This window comes from Pseudomonas emilianonis (genome assembly GCF_023072625.1).
Taxonomy (GTDB): domain Bacteria; phylum Pseudomonadota; class Gammaproteobacteria; order Pseudomonadales; family Pseudomonadaceae; genus Aquipseudomonas; species Aquipseudomonas paraveronii.
The window spans coordinates 1-14,981 of record NZ_JAKNRV010000103.1 but is presented as its reverse complement, the minus strand read 5'-3'; the positions used below and the strand labels follow the sequence as shown (position 1 = coordinate 14,981).

The following is a 14,981-nucleotide window of genomic DNA, read 5'->3' as shown; positions in this document are numbered from 1 at the left end:
ATAAAGTTGATCCTGATCGGCATGGGCGCCTGGTGGCTGGTGCAGCGCGGGCTCGCGCCGTTGCAGCAGTTCAGCCGTGTGGCGGCCCAGGTCAGCACCCAGGACCTGACCCATCGCCTGGCGCTGGACAACCTGCCCAAGGAGCTGGGCGAGTTGGCCCAGGGCATCAACTTTATGCTGCATCGCCTGGACGACGGTGTGCGGCAACTGTCGCAGTTCTCCGATGACCTGGCCCACGAACTGCGCGCGCCGTTGACCAACCTGATGGGCAAAGCGCAGGTGACGTTGTCCCGCGAGCGGCCTTCGCAGGAATACAAAGCAGGGCTGGAATCCTGCACCGAGGAAATGGAACGCCTGTCGCGCATCGTCTCCGACATGCTGTTTCTGGCCCAGGTCAGTCATCCGGCGGCGCGGGCCGGGTTTGCCCAGGTGTCGTTGGGCGAAGAAGCGCAGCGGGTAATGGAGCTGTTTGCCTTGAGCGCCGAAGACAAGCAGGTGACCCTGAACCTGCGCGGCGACGCCTGGGTCATGGGCGATCGCCTGATGATCCAGCGGGCCATCTCCAATTTGCTCTCCAACGCCATCCGCCATACGCCGCAGGCCTCGACCGTGTTGCTGCTGGTGGAGACCTACGGCCAGAGCGTCTCGCTGTCGGTGGGCAACCCCGGCCGGGGCATCGAAGCGCACCACCTGCCGCACGTGTTCGAACGTTTCTACCGTGCCGACAGCAGTCGCACCCGCGCCGAGGGCGGCACTGGCCTCGGGCTGGCCATCGTGCAGTCGATCATGCACCTGCATCAGGGCCACGCCGACGTCAGCAGCCAGCCGGGGCGCTTTACGCGCTTTAGTCTGGTGTTTCCTCGTCCTTGCGATGCGCCCAGTGATACAACGCCGGCAGCACCAGCAAGGTCAGCAACGTAGAGGAAATAATCCCGCCGATCACCACCGTCGCCAGCGGCCGCTGCACCTCGGCGCCGGTGCCGGTGGCCAGGGCCATGGGGATAAACCCCAGGGACGCGACCAGCGCCGTCATCAACACCGGGCGCAGCCGGGTCAGCGCGCCTTCGTTGATGGCCATCGACAACGAGCGCCCTTCCTCGCGCAGGTTGCGGATAAACGCGATCATCACCAGGCCGTTGAGCACCGCTACGCCGGACAAGGCGATAAAGCCCACCCCGGCCGAGATCGACAGTGGAATATCGCGCAGCCACAGCGCCATGATCCCACCGGTCAAGGCGAACGGAATCCCGGTGAACACCAACAGCCCGTCCTTGAGGTTGTTGAACATCATGAACAACAGCCCGAACACCAGCAGCAGCGCCACCGGCACCACGATGCGCAGGCGGTCGGAGGCCTCCTTCAACTGTTCGAACTGCCCACCCCAGGTGGTCCAGTAGCCAGCCGGTACTTTGACCTGGGCGGTGATGGCCGCCTCGGCCTCCTGAACAAACGAGCCGATATCGCGTCCACGCACGTTGGCGCTGACGATCACCAGGCGCTTGCCGTTCTCGCGGCTGATCTGGTTCGGGCCCAGCACCAGGTCGAGGCTGGCGACCTGGGACAAGGCGATAAAGCCCAACTGCCCGGAGGCGTTACCCGCCAATGCCGGCACCGGGATCAGCAACCGCGACAAGCCGTCGATATCGGTGCGCAGTGCGTCGGACAAACGCACGACCATGTCGAAACGCCGGTCGCCTTCGTACAACGTACCGGCCTGGCGCCCACCGACAGCGACGGCAATCGTGTCCTGCACATCGCCGACATTCAGGCCAAACCGCGCAGCCTTGTCGCGGTCGATATTGATGGTCAGTACCGGCAGGCCGGAGGTCTGTTCCACCTTCACTTCCGAGGCGCCCTTGAGGCCTTGCAAAGTCTCGGCGATTTCCCCGGCGGTGGCGTTGAGCACCGCCATGTCATCACCGAACACCTTCACCGCCACGTCGCTGCGCACCCCGGAAATCAGCTCGTTGAAACGCAGCTGGATCGGTTGCGACAATTCATACGCACTGCCCGGCACAATCGCACTGGCGCGCTGGATATCGGCGATCAGCGTTTCGCGGGACTTCTGCGGATCGGGCCACTGATCCTTGGGTTTGAGCATCACGTAGCTGTCGGAAATATTCGGTGGCATCGGGTCGGAGGCAATCTCTGCGGTGCCGGTGCGGGCGAAGACCCGTTCGATTTCCGGAACCTGGGCCATCAAGGTTTTTTCCAACTGCTGTTGCATCTGCACCGACTGCGTCAGGCTGGTGCCGGGCACGCGCAGGGCTTGCTGGGCGAAGTCGCCTTCGCTGAGGCTGGGGATAAATTCGCTGCCCATGCGGCTGGCCACCAGGCCCGTGGCGACGATGGTCAACACGGCCAAACCGAACACCAGCGGGCGCCGCGCCATCACCCAATCGAGCACCGGCGCATAGACCCGACGCGCACTGCGCATCACCAGGTTTTCTTCTTCCTTGACCTTACCGGTGACAAACAGCGCGACCGCCGCCGGCACAAAGGTCACCGAGAGGATCATCGCACCGAGCAAGGCGATCACCACGGTGAAGGCCATGGGGTGGAACATCTTCCCGGCCACGCCGGTGAGGGCGAAGATCGGCAGGTACACCACCATGATGATCAGTTGCCCGAAGATCAGCGCACGCCGCGCCTCCTTGGCCGCCGCGAACACTTCGTGCAGGCGCTCGCTGCGCGTCAACAGGCGGCCGTGACGCTGTTGCGCGTGGGCCAGACGGCGGATGGCGTTCTCGACGATCACCACCGCACCGTCGACGATGATGCCGAAGTCCAGCGCGCCGAGGCTCATCAGGTTGGCGCTGACTTTGTTGGTGAACATGCCGGTAAAGGTGAACAGCATCGCCAGCGGAATTACCATCGCGGTGATCAGCGCCGCACGGATGTTACCGAGGAACAGGAACAGCACTGCGACCACCAGCAGCGCGCCTTCGAAGAGGTTTTTCTTCACCGTGGCGATGGCTTTTTCGACGAGGTTGGTGCGGTCGTAAACGGTAACGGCCACCACGCCTTCGGGCAGCGAGCGGTTGATCTGTTCGAGTCGCGAAGCCACGGCCTGGGACACGCTGCGGCTGTTTTCGCCGATCAACATGAACACCGTGCCCAGCACCACTTCACGGCCGTTTTCGGTGGCGGCGCCGGTACGCAGCTCACGGCCGATCTCGACCTGGGCCACATTGCGCACGCGGATCGGCGTGCCGCCCGAGGTGGTAATGACGATGTTGGCGATATCGTCGATCGACGCCACTTGCCCCGGTGCGCGGATCAGCAACTGCTCGCCGCTGCGCTCGATATAACCGGCACCGACGTTGGCGTTATTGCGCTCCAGGGCCGTGACCAGATCGCTCAAGGTCAGGTTGTAGGCCGCCAGGCGCTTGGGGTCGGGGGCGATCTGGTATTCCTTGGCGAAGCCACCGATGGTGTTGATCTCGGCCACGCCGGGCACGTTGCGCAGTTGCGGCTTGATGATCCAGTCCTGGATCACGCGCAGGTCGGTCGGCGTGTAGGGCGTGCCGTCGTCCTTGCGCGCGCCCTCTTCGGCTTCCACGGTCCATAGGAAAATTTCCCCTAGGCCGGTGGAAATCGGCCCCATCGCCGTTTCGATGCCGCTGGGCAATTGTTCACGGGCGACTTGCAGGCGTTCGTTGACCAACTGACGGGCGAAGAACAGGTCGGTGCCGTCCTTGAAGATCACCGTCACCTGGGACAAACCGGAACGCGACAGCGAACGGGTCTGCTGTAACCCCGGCAACCCGGCCATGGCGGTTTCGATGGGAAAGGTGATGCGCTGTTCGGTTTCCAGCGGCGAAAAACCAGGCGCCGCCGAGTTGATCTGCACCTGCACATTGGTGATGTCGGGCACCGCGTCGATGGGCAGTTTCTGATAGCTGGCGATGCCGACACCGGCCATCAGCAGCACCGCCAGCAGCACGATGATGCGTTGCTCGATGGCGAATTGGATAAGGCGCTCAAACATGGGAAATCACTCGCGGGGTCAATGGGCGTGTTCGGCCGAGCCTTTGCCCAGTTCGGACTTGAGGATGAAGCTGCCGACCGTGGCCACCTGCGCCCCGGCGTCGAGGCCCTGGCGCACTTCGACGTAGCCGTTTTCGCTGACGCCCAGTTCCAGATGGCGGGTGACGAAGCCGTCCGCCGTGCGCACGAACACCGAAGGTTTGTCCTCGACGGTCTGGATCGCGGCCTGGGGCACCGTGACCTTGGCCTGGTAGGTGTCGGTGGCTATCTGTATGGCGACGAACAACCCCGGGCGCCACACGTCATCGGGGTTGGGCACGCTCACGCGCACGGTGGCGGTGCGCGTCTGCTCGCCCAGCAAGTTGCCCACATAGGCCACGGTGCCAAGCACTTCGGTACCCATTTCGGTGGAGCTGACTTTCACCGGCTTGCCGACGCGGACCTTGTTCAAGTCCTTGGGAAAGACGCCGAACGTGACCCACACCTGCGACAAGTCCGACAAGGTGAAGGCATTGCTGGTCTCGCTGACCACCTCGCCGACGCCCAGGTGTTTTTCCACCACCACGCCGGCGAACGGTGCGCGCAATTCGTAGCGATTGCCGCCGACCAGTACGGCGCTGCCGCTGAGGGCGGTCATCTTTTGGCGGGCGTTGTTCTGGGCGATTTCGGCTTCCTGCAAGGCCTGGCGCGCCAGCAGGTAATCCTGCTCGGCGGATATCTTGTCCTGCCACAGTTGGCGCTCGCGCTGGAAGGTGGTGCGCGCCAGTTCGACCCGGCGCTGGCTGGCGGCCAGTTCGCTGCGCTGATCGGAAATCTGCTGGCTGGCGATCACCGCCAGCAGCTCGCCTTGCTTGACCGCCTGGCCGAGGTTGACCTTCACCGCCTCCACCACCCCCGCCGCACGCGGCACGATGTGCGAGGTGCGGTCTTCATCGAAGCGCACTTCACCCGGCAGCGACAGCACGCTGCTGATCGGCCGGGGCTGGGCCTGGGCCAGTTGAATACCAGCGGCCTCGATCTGCTGCTCGGTGAGTTCGAGTGTGCCTTCTTCTTCCTCGGCGTTTGCCTGGCCGGACAGCATCAGGCCCAGGACGACGGCAAGCGCCACGCCATGTTTAGTCTGCATAGAGGACTCCAAAAAAAATCAGAAACGGGCGAGGTCGCCGTAGATCCGTTCGATGCGCACCCAGGCGTCGGTGGCCTGGGCGGTCGCCGTGAGGGCGGGCATCCTGCGCCAGGTCTGGCGCAAAGATTGCGTTGAACACCTTCACCACGTGCGAATGCGGTAAATGCTCGGCGAGCAGCCGGCTGGTGGTGGTTTCAAAACGGTCCAGCTCAGGGATGTGCCCATCGCGATCGGGGTAGTAATTGTTGGCGTCCATCACTGTTTTGCCTTCCAGCCACTGCGCGGGCACGCTGCGGTAATGTTCCAGGGGGATCGCCACAAGCATCACGTCACCAAATTGTGCCGCGTCTTGCGCGCTGCCCACTTGAACGCCCCAAATGCCGCTGAGTACGCTGCTCATGGTTTGGGGGCCACGGGAGTTGCTCAACATCACTTCATGCCCGGCCGCCAGCGCCAGTTGGGCCACTGCGCGCCCGATGAAACCTGCTCCAATCACGCCAATCTTCATGACCTAGCTCCTGCAAAGTAGGGGAGCGGTTATGATGATTGGTAGCCAATGGGTGATAAATGAGCGTTGTGACGTGGCTGTTATTACTGGGAGTGGGGAATGATGGACCGTCTTTCGAGCATGAATGCCTTTGTGACTGCGGCCGAGTTGGGCTCTTACGCGCGAGCCGCGGTGTGTTTGAACATGTCAGCGCAGATGGTGGCCAAACATGTCGCCGCGCTGGAACAGCGCCTGGGCGCACGCTTGCTCAATCGCACCACGCGTCGGCAAAGCCTGACGGAGTTGGGTAGCGCTTACTACGAGCGTTGCAAACATATCCTGACGGAGGCCGAGGCCGCCGATTCCCTGGCGCAGATCATGAATGACACCCCACGCGGCAAGCTGAAAATTACCGCCCCGGTGACCTTCGGCTCCTACAGCCTGATGCCTCTGGTGACCGCGTTTTTGCGTGACAACCCCGAGGTAAGCATCGACCTGAACCTCACCGATCGTTTCGTCGATCTAGTAGAAGAAGGCTACGAAGCCGCCTTCCGCATTGGCCCCCCAGCGATCACGGGGTTAACCGCCAGACCCCTGGCGCCGTATCGTCTGGTGGCCTGCGCGGCGCCTGCCTACTTGGCAGCACGGGGCACACCGCTGCGGCCGGCGGACCTTCAGCAGCATGAATGCTTGGGTTACGCCTTCTGGTCACGTCCGGCGGATCGCGAGTGGGTGTTCTACCAGGGCTCGGTCCCGCACACCGTGCAGGTTGCCAGCCGTTTGCAGATCAACGAAAGCAAGGCCCTGATGTCGGCTGCACTGGACGGGTTTGGCATTGTGCTCGGAGCGGAAGATTTTCTGCGCCCCGCGCTGGCCAGGGGCGAGTTGGTGCGGGTGCTGCCGGACTTTGACGCGCCGAGCCGGCCCATGCATTTGGTCTACACCGCCAACCGCCAGCGTACCGCCAAGTTACGACGCTTTGTCGAGGCGGTGCTGGAGCGTTTCGGCCCGGCTTGAGTGTTCAAGCCGCGACGCTGCCTCCCGTCTGTTCCTATGGATGCACTGTCAGCAGGTTCAGCAACCTGACAGACACCACCTGTTAAAAAGTACCCAAGCCTTGCAGGAGCGCGGCTGCAACAAGGGGGATTTTTTCTGATGCAGGTGTTGGGCGTTAGCGCCCGAGGGGTTTATATGTTGCTACGTTATGCAGCATTGGTGGCCATGGTCGTCGCGGCATCCGGGTGTGTGCAAGAGCGTGTCGTGCATGAGCGGCGACCGGTGCAACGTGAGTACGTCGAAGTGGTCGCGCCACAACCGCCGCCGATGCAAGTGATCGAAGTCGAGCCAGCTATACGCGAAGGTTATGTATGGTCACGCGGGTATTGGCGTTGGGAAGGTGGACGCTATGTGGCCGTACACGGCCATTGGGAGCCGGTGCGGGAGGGCTACCGTTATGTGCATCCGCACTGGGTGCAGCGAAATGATGGATACCACTGGCAGCATGGTGGCTGGGTTCGCTGAACCCCGCTCAGGTCAATCGCTTCATGCCCGCGGCCTTGGCTGCGTCGAGGTCAAAGGTGGCGGTGTATTCGCAGCCGGCTGCATGGGCGCAGCGCGCGATCAAACAGTCGGCGAAATCGGCTTTGTTTGCCGAGAACCGCCGGAGCGCCTGCCAGATGATCTCGGCATGCTCGATGATCAATTCACGGGTACGTAGCAGCGTTTCCAGCACCGTCACCACGTCGCTCTTGGCGCACTGATAGCAACTTTGTAAAACCCACACCAACTCCACCACCGACACCAGGCTGACAAAGCCTGGCGACAGGGTGGTGAGGGATTCGATCAGCTCGGACGCCTTGGCGGATTGGGCCGGATCGTCCTGGGTGACATAGCGCACCAGCACATTGGTATCCAGGCCGATCATTGCGCGCTCGCTCCCTGTGCCGCAATGGCGCGGTTCATGTCCTCGATGGAGATGGCCTGGGCAGGCTTGCGGATCAACCCCTTGAGGTCGTGAACGGTTTTGCTCGCGGCAATAATGGAAAATTTGCCGTCTTCCATTTCGACGAATTCGACCCGGTCTCCCGTTTCCAGGCCCAGGGCTGTCCTGACTTGGACGGGGATGGTGATTTGTCCTTTTGAGGTAAGCGTGGCTGTCGCCATGTTGAAGGTCTCCAGCGTGATACTCCTTACCTTAGGGTAAGGAGTGTGGGAGAACAAGATCCGTTGGTCCATAGGTTGCTCCTCGGGTGTGGGTCAGTCGGGCTTCGTAAAAACGATAGCCCGACGCTTGCCGCCGACAAGCCTGAACACGAGGTTAAAGCGCTACAGCATGTGTGGACTGACTTACTGCACCACGCGGTAGCAGGGTACATACGCCGCGCCACCCGGCAACTTCATGCGGTGCTGGGCGACGAACGCCTGGAGCAGTTCATCCAGTGGCTTCATGATGGCCGGGTCGCCATGGATCTCGTAAGGGCCGTTCTGTTCGATCAGGCGAATGCCCTTGTCCTTGACGTTGCCCGCCACGATCCCCGAGAACGCGCGACGCAGGTTGGCCGCCAGTTCATGGGGCGGCAGCGCGTGACTCAGTTGCAGGCTGGTCATGTTTTCGTGGGTCGGGTCGAACGGGCGCTGGAAACCTTCATCGATCTTCAACAGCCAGTTGAAGTGGAACGCATCGTTGCGCTCGCGGCGGAACTGCTTCACGGCCTTGAGCCCGGCGGTCATCTGGCGGGCCACTTCGGCCGGATCGTCGATGATGATCTGGTAGTGCGCCTGCGCCGCTTCGCCCAGCGTGGCGCCGACGAATGCGTGCAATTGTTGCAGGTACGGCGCGGCGTGTTTTGGCCCGGTGAGGATGACCGGGAACGGCACGTCGCGGTTGTCCGGGTGCATCAGGATGCCGAGCAGGTAGAGGAACTCTTCCGCCGTGCCGGCGCCGCCCGGGAAGATGATGACGCCGTGGCCGACGCGCACGAAGGCTTCCAGGCGCTTCTCGATGTCCGGCAGGATCACCAGTTCATTGACAATCGGGTTCGGCGCTTCGGCGGCGATGATGCCCGGCTCGGTCAGGCCCAGGTAGCGCCCGCCGCTGATGCGTTGTTTGGCGTGGGAAATGGTCGCGCCCTTCATCGGGCCTTTCATCACGCCGGGGCCGCAGCCTGTGCAGACGTCGAGGCTGCGCAGGCCCAGTTCGTGGCCGACTTTCTTGGTGTATTTGTATTCTTCGGTGTTGATCGAGTGCCCACCCCAGCACACCACGATTTTCGGCTCGACACCCGGGCGCAGCGTGCGTGCGTTGCGCAACAGATGGAACACGTAGTCGGTGATGCCCTGGGAGTTGCTCAGGTCGATGCGTTGGCTGTCCAGTTCGTTCTCGGTGTAGACGATGTCGCGCAGCGCGCTGAACAGCATTTCGCGGGTACTGGCGATCATTTCGCCATCGACGAAGGCGTCGGCCGGCGCGTTCAGCAGTTCCAGGCGCACGCCACGATCCTGCTGGTGGATACGCACTTCAAAGTCTTTATAGGCGTCGAGGATGGTCTTGGCGTTGTCGATGTGCGCGCCCGTGTTGAGGATGGCCAGGGCGCACTGGCGGAACAGGGTATAGATGCTGCCGGAGCCGGCTTCGCTCAGTTGCTGGACTTCACGCTGGGAGAGTGTTTCGAGGCTGCCCTTGGGGCTGACGGAGGCATTGATGACTTGACGTTGGGGCATTCTGATTCCTTGAAAGCGCAGCCACCGCGCCCTTCAGGGGGCGATGGCTTGAGAATGGTGGGCGCCGAATTCGGTCGCACGAGACGGTTATTCTGGCCGCCTCGCGGGCAGGGCGCAAACACCGTCCAGCGCCATCATGCCGCAGAACCTACTGAATCAGCTTCCAGTTTTTGTAGAAAAACCGACGCAGGGCGAACACCACGCCGGCAAAACCTGCGATCACGGCATTGAGGACGGAGGGCAACACGGTCGGCCGCACGATATCAATGAACAGGCAGTAGCGTTTGGCGTCGTTCTTGTTGAAGGATGCATGCATCAGCGTGTCATCGAAGATAAACAGCGGGTCGTCGTGCCAGTAATGCTTGTGCTTGCCCACTTGGATGTACACGCCCTCGTGATGGGGCGCCGGGGCCATGTTGTAGAGCACCCGGAACATCATGCGCAGAGGGCCGAAGTGGAAGGACGTCGAGCGGTTTTCGTTGAACACCGACACGCCGATGGTCTTCACGAACGGCAACTTCTTGCGCAGTTCCGGGATATCCAGGGTGGTTTCGATCGGCCGGCCGTACCATTGGAAAAACAACATGCCGCGTTTCTTCTCGGCCATGCGCTCGTCCAGGTAGCCGATGATCTCGTCCTTGTGGGCCATGGCGTCGTCGATCACCTGTTGCAGGTCTTCACGCCAGGCGGGCGGCAGGTCGCGCATCGTGTAGACGTGGCGGTTGCGGCTGCTCAACAGGTCGAACAGGGTGTTGAACGGTGCCAGCAGCCAGGTATTGCGGCCGCTGCCGATGAAATATTTCTTGAACGTGTCGCCGTCATACAGACCGTTGCGCAGGAAGTCATAGACACCGCAGACCAGCACCAGGCCGAGGAACACCGCAGTGGTCAGGGGGAAGAGGCAAATAATCAGCAGGACGCCGAATGCCCAGGCGATCGACACGGCTTTTTTGCGTAAGGCAGACTTGCTCATGAAACTCAGCTCCAGCTGGACGCCATTCGACAAGTCCAGGTCCGTGGCTGCGAGTGGTGGGGTTATGAAACATATTGAAACAACCCCATCATGATAAGGCGTTCTCAGGTGGATCGGCGCTTTAAATATTACGAAATTGTGAAGAGATGGCACAGTTTTTAACCCCCGGCCCGGCTTGCGCAGCGAGTTTTGGATTGGATTTTGTAAACAGAAGATTTGCGACTATCGTGACGCTTCGGTTTTTTGGACGTCATAGACCGGTACGATTAAGTTGAATGGCCACCATTGGCCTTCGGCACCTTGGAAGAGGCAGAAATTTTATGATCATCAAACCGCGGGTTCGTGGCTTTATCTGTGTGACCGCTCACCCTGTTGGCTGTGAAGCGAACGTCAAGGAACAGATCGACTACGTGACTCAACACGGCGTCATCGAAGGCGGCCCGAAAAAGGTGCTGGTCCTCGGTGCTTCCACCGGTTATGGCCTGGCCGCGCGCATCAGTGCCGCGTTTGGCTGCGGCGCCGATACCCTGGGCGTGTTTTTTGAGAAAGAAGGCGAAGAAGGCAAGCTGAGCTCCGCCGGCTGGTACAACAGCGCCGCGTTCGAGAAGTTTGCCGTCGAAAAAGGCCTGTACGCCAAGAGCATCAATGGCGACGCGTTCTCCGACGAGATCAAGCGCCTGACCATCGAGACCATCAAGAAAGACCTGGGCAAGATCGACCTGGTGGTCTACAGCCTGGCCGCGCCACGCAGGACCGACCCGCAGGGCGTGGTGCATAACTCCACCCTCAAGCCGATCGGCAAAGCCGTGACCCTGCGCGGGATCAACACCGACAAGGGCGTCGTCGTCGACACCACCCTTGAGCCGGCCACCCAGGAAGAAATCGACGGCACTGTGAAAGTCATGGGCGGCGAAGACTGGCAGTTGTGGATCGACGCCCTGCGTGAGGCGGACGTGTTGGCCGAAGGCGCCAAGACCACGGCGTTCACCTACCTCGGCGAGAAGCTGACCCAGGATATCTACTGGAACGGCTCCATCGGCGAAGCCAAGAAGGACCTGGACAAAAAAGTCCTGACACTGCGCGACAACCTGGCCGCACTGAAGGGCGACGCCCGGGTGTCGGTGCTCAAGGCAGTGGTCACCCAGGCCAGCTCCGCGATCCCGATCATGCCGCTGTACCTGTCGTTGTTGTTCAAAGTGATGAAAGAGCAGGGCACCCACGAAGGTTGCATCGAGCAGGTCTATGGCCTGTTCAAGGACAGCCTGTACGGCCGCGAGCCGAAGCTCGACGCCGACGGCCGCCTGCGTGCCGACCTGGCCGAGTTGCAACCGAAAGTCCAGGACGCCGTGGCTGCGCTGTGGAATCAGGTCACCGACGACAACGTCAACGAGATCAGCGATTTTGCCGGCTACAAGGCTGAGTTCCTGCGCTTGTTCGGCTTTGAGATCGACGGCGTGGACTACGAGGCTGACGTGAATCCGACCGTGAAGATCAACGGTCTGGTCCAAGCCTAAATACGTTCGAAAAAAAATGTGGGGGCGGGCTTGCCCGCGGTTACGGTGTGACAGTCAGCTGAGCAGGAGACTGATCCACCGCCATCGCGGGCAAACCTGCCCCCACATTGGTTTGCATAAACGTCGCTATTTCGGAGTCTTCCTACACTCCATCGCGCTCCCGCTGCCGCCCTCGATCTGCCAGACTCCGTCCGCTATCAACTCACGCTAACGGAGGATCTGATGACGATTCGTGCAGTCGTTTTTGATTTTGGCGGTGTTCTGTTCGATTGGAGCCCGCAGCACCTGTACCGCAAGCTGATCGCCGATGAAGAGGAACGGCAATGGTTCCTCGAGAACATCTGCACCCAGGCCTGGAACACCGAGCAAGACGCCGGGCGCACCCTGGCCGAGGCGACGCGCAGCCTGATCGCGCAATACCCCCATCACGAAACCTTGATCAAGGCCTACTACGAGCGCTGGCATGAAATGCTGCGCGGGCCATTGTCGGAGGGCGTGGCTATTCTCAGGGCGCTGCATCACGCCGACATGCCGCTGTTCGGGCTCACCAACTGGTCGGCCGAGACGTTCCCCTATGCGCGGGCCAACTACCCGTTCCTGCAGTGTTTTCGCGACATTGTGGTTTCCGGCGAGTTGAAGCTGATCAAGCCCGACGCAGCGATTTATCACGCCAGCCTCGGCCAGGTGCGCGCTCACCTGCCGGATATCCAGCCTAGCGAAGTGGTGTTTATCGATGATGTCGCGGGCAACATCGACGCGGCCATTGCCCTGGGCTGGCAAGGCATTCACCACGTTTGCGCCGAACGTACCGCCGAGCGACTGCGCGAATTGGGCGTGGGCTTTTAGCGCGCCCACTTCTCCAGGGCGAAATCCACGAAAGCCCGTAGTTTAGGCAGGCGATAACGATCCTGCCCGTACAGCAGATGCATGGGGCGGCAGGGCAGTTGATAGGTGGTCAGTAATGCCTCCAGCTTCCCGCTCTGCAGGTCGGGCTGCACCAGGGCATCGGGCAGCATGACGATGCCCATGCCTTGCACCGCCGCCTGGCGCAGGGCTTGCGAGCTGTTGATGGTCAGCGAGCCGGACACGGGGATCTCCACTTCGCCGTCCGCGCCGCTCATGCGCCACAGTTTGTCGGCGTTACGCCAATCGTCGCTGGAGGGGTAGGCGAATGCCAGGCAGTCGTGAAGTTGCAGATCTTCCGGCGTTTGCGGCGTGCCGCGTCGCGCCAGGTATTCCGGCGCGGCGCACAGGGTGATGGTGTAGTCCTGCAGGGGCCGGGCGATCAGGCTTGAGGGTTCCAACTCGCCCAGGCGGATGGCCACGTCAAAGCCGCTGTCGACCAGGTCCATGCGCTGATTACTGAGCACCACGTACAACTTGATCAGCGGGTAACGCTGGGAAAATTCGCTCAAGGCCGGCGCCAGGCGTTCGGTGCCGAAGGCGGGCGGTGCGGTGATGCGCAGGGTGCCCTTGGGCACGTCGCTGTGGGCCTGTTCGGCCAATTGCTCGGAGTCGGCCACCAGCCCCAGCACTTCCAGGCAGCGCTGGTAATACTGCCCGCCGAATTCGGTGAGGCTTTGCTTGCGCGTGGTGCGCTTGAGCAGGCTGACCCCCAGGCGTTGCTCCAGGGCGCGCAAGTGGTTGCCGACCATGGTGGTCGACATCCCGCAGGCCTGGGCCGCGGCGGTCATGCTGCCGGTCTCGACCACCTTTACGTACACCGACATCGCCTGGAACAGGTCCATTATCAAACCCTGGTTTAAAGTCATTGCATGAAAGCGCAGTTTATCCAGCTTGGGTGGCTAACGATACTGTCCCCATCCCAACCTGCACTGGAGCTTGCCACCATGACCGCCGCTTGCCTGATGACCACTTACCAACCCTTGGCCTTGAGCTTTGTGCGTGGCCTGGGCACGCGCCTGTGGGACCAGCAGGGCCGCGAATACCTGGACGCCGTGGCAGGCGTGGCCGTGACCAACGTCGGCCACTCGCATCCGAAACTGGTGGCTGCCATCAGCGAACAGGCTGGGTTGCTATTGCACACCTCCAACCTCTACAGCATCGATTGGCAACAACGCTTGGCCCTGCGTCTGACCCAACTGTCCGGGCTGGATCGCGCGTTCTTCAACAACTCCGGCGCCGAGGCCAACGAGACCGCGCTAAAACTGGCGCGGCTGCATGGCTGGAAAAAGGGCATTGAGGTGCCGTTGGTGGTGGTGATGGAGAACGCTTTCCACGGCCGCACGCTGGGCACCATGGCGGCCAGCGACGGGCCCTCGGTCCGCTTGGGGTTCCAGCGCTTGCCGGGGGATTTTCTCAAGGTCGGCTTTGGCGACCTGGCGGCGCTGGAGGCGATCACGCGAGCGTTTGGCACGCGCATTGCGGCGGTCTTGCTGGAACCGATCCAGGGCGAAAGCGGGGTGCAGATGGCGCCAGCCGGTTACCTGAAGGCCCTGCGCGCTCACTGCACGCGCCACGGTTGGCTGATGATGCTCGATGAAATCCAGACCGGCATCGGCCGCACCGGCGCCTGGTTTGCCTTCCAGCACGAGGGCATCGTGCCGGACGTGATGACCCTGGCCAAAGGCCTCGGCAACGGCGTGCCCATCGGCGCTTGTCTGGCCAGGACCGCCGTGGCCGAGTTGTTCACGCCGGGCAGTCACGGCAGCACCTTCGGCGGTAACCCATTGGCCTGCCGCGTAGGTTGCACCGTGCTGGACATTATCGAGGCGCAAGGCCTGTTACAGAACGCCGCGCAACAAGGCGAACGCTTGCTGGCGCGGCTGCGGGTGGAATTGAGTGAGCACCCGCAGGTCCTGGCGATTCGTGGGCAAGGCTTGATGATCGGGATCGAATTGGCCAGCCCTTATCGCGACCTGGCCCTGCGCGCCGCCCAGGAGCACGGGCTGCTGATCAACGTGACCCGGGGTAAGGTGATTCGCCTGCTGCCACCGCTGACCCTGGAGGCCAAGGAGGTAGACATGATCGTGCGGGCCATCACCCGCTTGCTGGATTGAAATGAGAGCCCCTGTGGGAGGGGGCTTGAACTGGCCTAATGATTTTGGACACTTCAATCGGGCGCTATGATGGCGCCCAAATCTGAGGTGTTTGGTTATGCGTAAATCTTACTCGAGTGAGTTCAAGCTCAGGGCTGCCAGCATGGTGCTG

At 61.9% G+C, this 14,981-nt stretch carries 13 protein-coding genes and 1 pseudogene; 6 read left to right on the top strand and 8 right to left on the bottom strand.

All coding sequences use genetic code 11. The features are described 5' to 3' along the window. On the top strand, positions 1-921 hold a 921-nt coding region (locus L9Z73_RS13035), incomplete at its 5' end, for a heavy metal sensor histidine kinase (RefSeq protein ID WP_247401601.1). On the opposite strand, the gene L9Z73_RS13030 is transcribed toward L9Z73_RS13035, so the two are convergent. The 3 genes and pseudogenes from L9Z73_RS13030 to L9Z73_RS13020 form a co-directional block, all read right to left on the bottom strand. Beyond that, positions 845-3,991, bottom strand: coding sequence for a CusA/CzcA family heavy metal efflux RND transporter (locus L9Z73_RS13030; protein ID WP_247401600.1), 3,147 nt, complete (start codon positions 3,989-3,991; stop codon positions 845-847). The two genes, L9Z73_RS13035 and L9Z73_RS13030, sit on opposite strands and share 77 nt — an antisense overlap. An 18-nt stretch (positions 3,992-4,009) precedes the next feature. Next, a complete protein-coding gene (locus L9Z73_RS13025; protein ID WP_247401599.1) occupies positions 4,010-5,116 on the bottom strand; it encodes an efflux RND transporter periplasmic adaptor subunit in 1,107 nt (368 codons plus the stop codon). A gap of 61 nt (positions 5,117-5,177) precedes the next feature. Continuing rightward, positions 5,178-5,624 (bottom strand): annotated as a pseudogene (locus L9Z73_RS13020) (NADPH-dependent F420 reductase); the annotation flags it as partial. A gap of 99 nt (positions 5,625-5,723) precedes the next feature. On the opposite strand from L9Z73_RS13020, the gene L9Z73_RS13015 reads away from it, so the two are divergent. After that, positions 5,724-6,620: a LysR family transcriptional regulator gene (locus L9Z73_RS13015; protein ID WP_247401598.1), complete on the top strand. Its 897-nt coding sequence runs from the start codon at positions 5,724-5,726 to the stop codon at positions 6,618-6,620. 174 nt (positions 6,621-6,794) lie between these two features. After that, positions 6,795-7,124 (top strand): hypothetical protein, encoded by a 330-nt coding sequence (locus L9Z73_RS13010; RefSeq protein WP_247401588.1) that lies wholly within the window; start codon positions 6,795-6,797, stop codon positions 7,122-7,124. Positions 7,125-7,131: 7 nt separating this feature from the next. Here the strand turns inward: L9Z73_RS13010 and L9Z73_RS13005 are convergent, their stop codons facing one another. From L9Z73_RS13005 to L9Z73_RS12990, 4 genes are all read right to left on the bottom strand, one after another. Next, positions 7,132-7,527: a PIN domain-containing protein gene (locus L9Z73_RS13005; RefSeq protein ID WP_247401585.1), complete on the bottom strand. Its 396-nt coding sequence runs from the start codon at positions 7,525-7,527 to the stop codon at positions 7,132-7,134. After that, a complete protein-coding gene (locus tag L9Z73_RS13000; protein WP_247401584.1) occupies positions 7,524-7,838 on the bottom strand; it encodes an AbrB/MazE/SpoVT family DNA-binding domain-containing protein in 315 nt (104 codons plus the stop codon). The genes L9Z73_RS13005 and L9Z73_RS13000 overlap by 4 nt, the downstream gene beginning before the upstream one ends. Before the next feature lie 111 nt (positions 7,839-7,949). Continuing rightward, positions 7,950-9,323 carry a nucleotide 5'-monophosphate nucleosidase PpnN gene (gene ppnN / locus L9Z73_RS12995; protein ID WP_247401577.1) on the bottom strand — a complete coding sequence of 458 codons (1,374 nt, stop codon included), beginning with the start codon at positions 9,321-9,323 and terminating at the stop codon, positions 7,950-7,952. A 148-nt stretch (positions 9,324-9,471) separates the two neighbouring features. Then, complete coding sequence (locus tag L9Z73_RS12990) at positions 9,472-10,296, bottom strand: aspartyl/asparaginyl beta-hydroxylase domain-containing protein (protein WP_247401567.1); 825 nt, start codon at positions 10,294-10,296, stop codon at positions 9,472-9,474. Between the two features lie 320 nt (positions 10,297-10,616). Between L9Z73_RS12990 and fabV the strand changes: the two genes are divergently transcribed. Next, positions 10,617-11,810 (top strand): enoyl-ACP reductase FabV, encoded by a 1,194-nt coding sequence (fabV, locus tag L9Z73_RS12985; RefSeq protein WP_046384297.1) that lies wholly within the window; start codon positions 10,617-10,619, stop codon positions 11,808-11,810. Between the two features lie 222 nt (positions 11,811-12,032). Further along, positions 12,033-12,656, top strand: a complete 624-nt coding sequence (locus L9Z73_RS12980) for an HAD family hydrolase (protein WP_247401564.1) — start codon at positions 12,033-12,035, stop codon at positions 12,654-12,656. On the opposite strand, the gene L9Z73_RS12975 is transcribed toward L9Z73_RS12980, so the two are convergent. Further along, positions 12,653-13,558 carry a LysR family transcriptional regulator gene (locus tag L9Z73_RS12975; RefSeq protein ID WP_247401558.1) on the bottom strand — a complete coding sequence of 302 codons (906 nt, stop codon included), beginning with the start codon at positions 13,556-13,558 and terminating at the stop codon, positions 12,653-12,655. The genes L9Z73_RS12980 and L9Z73_RS12975 overlap by 4 nt on opposite strands. Before the next feature lie 102 nt (positions 13,559-13,660). Here L9Z73_RS12975 and L9Z73_RS12970 point away from each other — a divergent pair, with 102 nt between their 5' ends. After that, the gene (locus L9Z73_RS12970; RefSeq protein ID WP_247401556.1) at positions 13,661-14,830 is read left to right on the top strand and encodes an aspartate aminotransferase family protein; all 1,170 of its coding nucleotides are present in this window, start codon (positions 13,661-13,663) and stop codon (positions 14,828-14,830) included. Positions 14,831-14,981: the final 151 nt, after the last annotated feature.

What these genes read in the sequence shown, in the direction of transcription:
- L9Z73_RS13030 (WP_247401600.1), bottom strand. Translation starts at nt 3,991, where the DNA reads ATGTTTGAGCGCCTTATCCAATTCGCCATCGAGCAACGCATCATCGTG.
- L9Z73_RS13025 (WP_247401599.1), bottom strand. Translation starts at nt 5,116, where the DNA reads ATGCAGACTAAACATGGCGTGGCGCTTGCCGTCGTCCTGGGCCTGATG.
- L9Z73_RS13015 (WP_247401598.1), top strand. Translation starts at nt 5,724, where the DNA reads ATGATGGACCGTCTTTCGAGCATGAATGCCTTTGTGACTGCGGCCGAG.
- L9Z73_RS13010 (WP_247401588.1), top strand. Translation starts at nt 6,795, where the DNA reads ATGTTGCTACGTTATGCAGCATTGGTGGCCATGGTCGTCGCGGCATCC.
- L9Z73_RS13005 (WP_247401585.1), bottom strand. Translation starts at nt 7,527, where the DNA reads ATGATCGGCCTGGATACCAATGTGCTGGTGCGCTATGTCACCCAGGAC.
- L9Z73_RS13000 (WP_247401584.1), bottom strand. Translation starts at nt 7,838, where the DNA reads ATGGACCAACGGATCTTGTTCTCCCACACTCCTTACCCTAAGGTAAGG.
- ppnN (WP_247401577.1), bottom strand. Translation starts at nt 9,323, where the DNA reads ATGCCCCAACGTCAAGTCATCAATGCCTCCGTCAGCCCCAAGGGCAGC.
- L9Z73_RS12990 (WP_247401567.1), bottom strand. Translation starts at nt 10,296, where the DNA reads ATGAGCAAGTCTGCCTTACGCAAAAAAGCCGTGTCGATCGCCTGGGCA.
- fabV (WP_046384297.1), top strand. Translation starts at nt 10,617, where the DNA reads ATGATCATCAAACCGCGGGTTCGTGGCTTTATCTGTGTGACCGCTCAC.
- L9Z73_RS12980 (WP_247401564.1), top strand. Translation starts at nt 12,033, where the DNA reads ATGACGATTCGTGCAGTCGTTTTTGATTTTGGCGGTGTTCTGTTCGAT.
- L9Z73_RS12975 (WP_247401558.1), bottom strand. Translation starts at nt 13,558, where the DNA reads ATGGACCTGTTCCAGGCGATGTCGGTGTACGTAAAGGTGGTCGAGACC.
- L9Z73_RS12970 (WP_247401556.1), top strand. Translation starts at nt 13,661, where the DNA reads ATGACCGCCGCTTGCCTGATGACCACTTACCAACCCTTGGCCTTGAGC.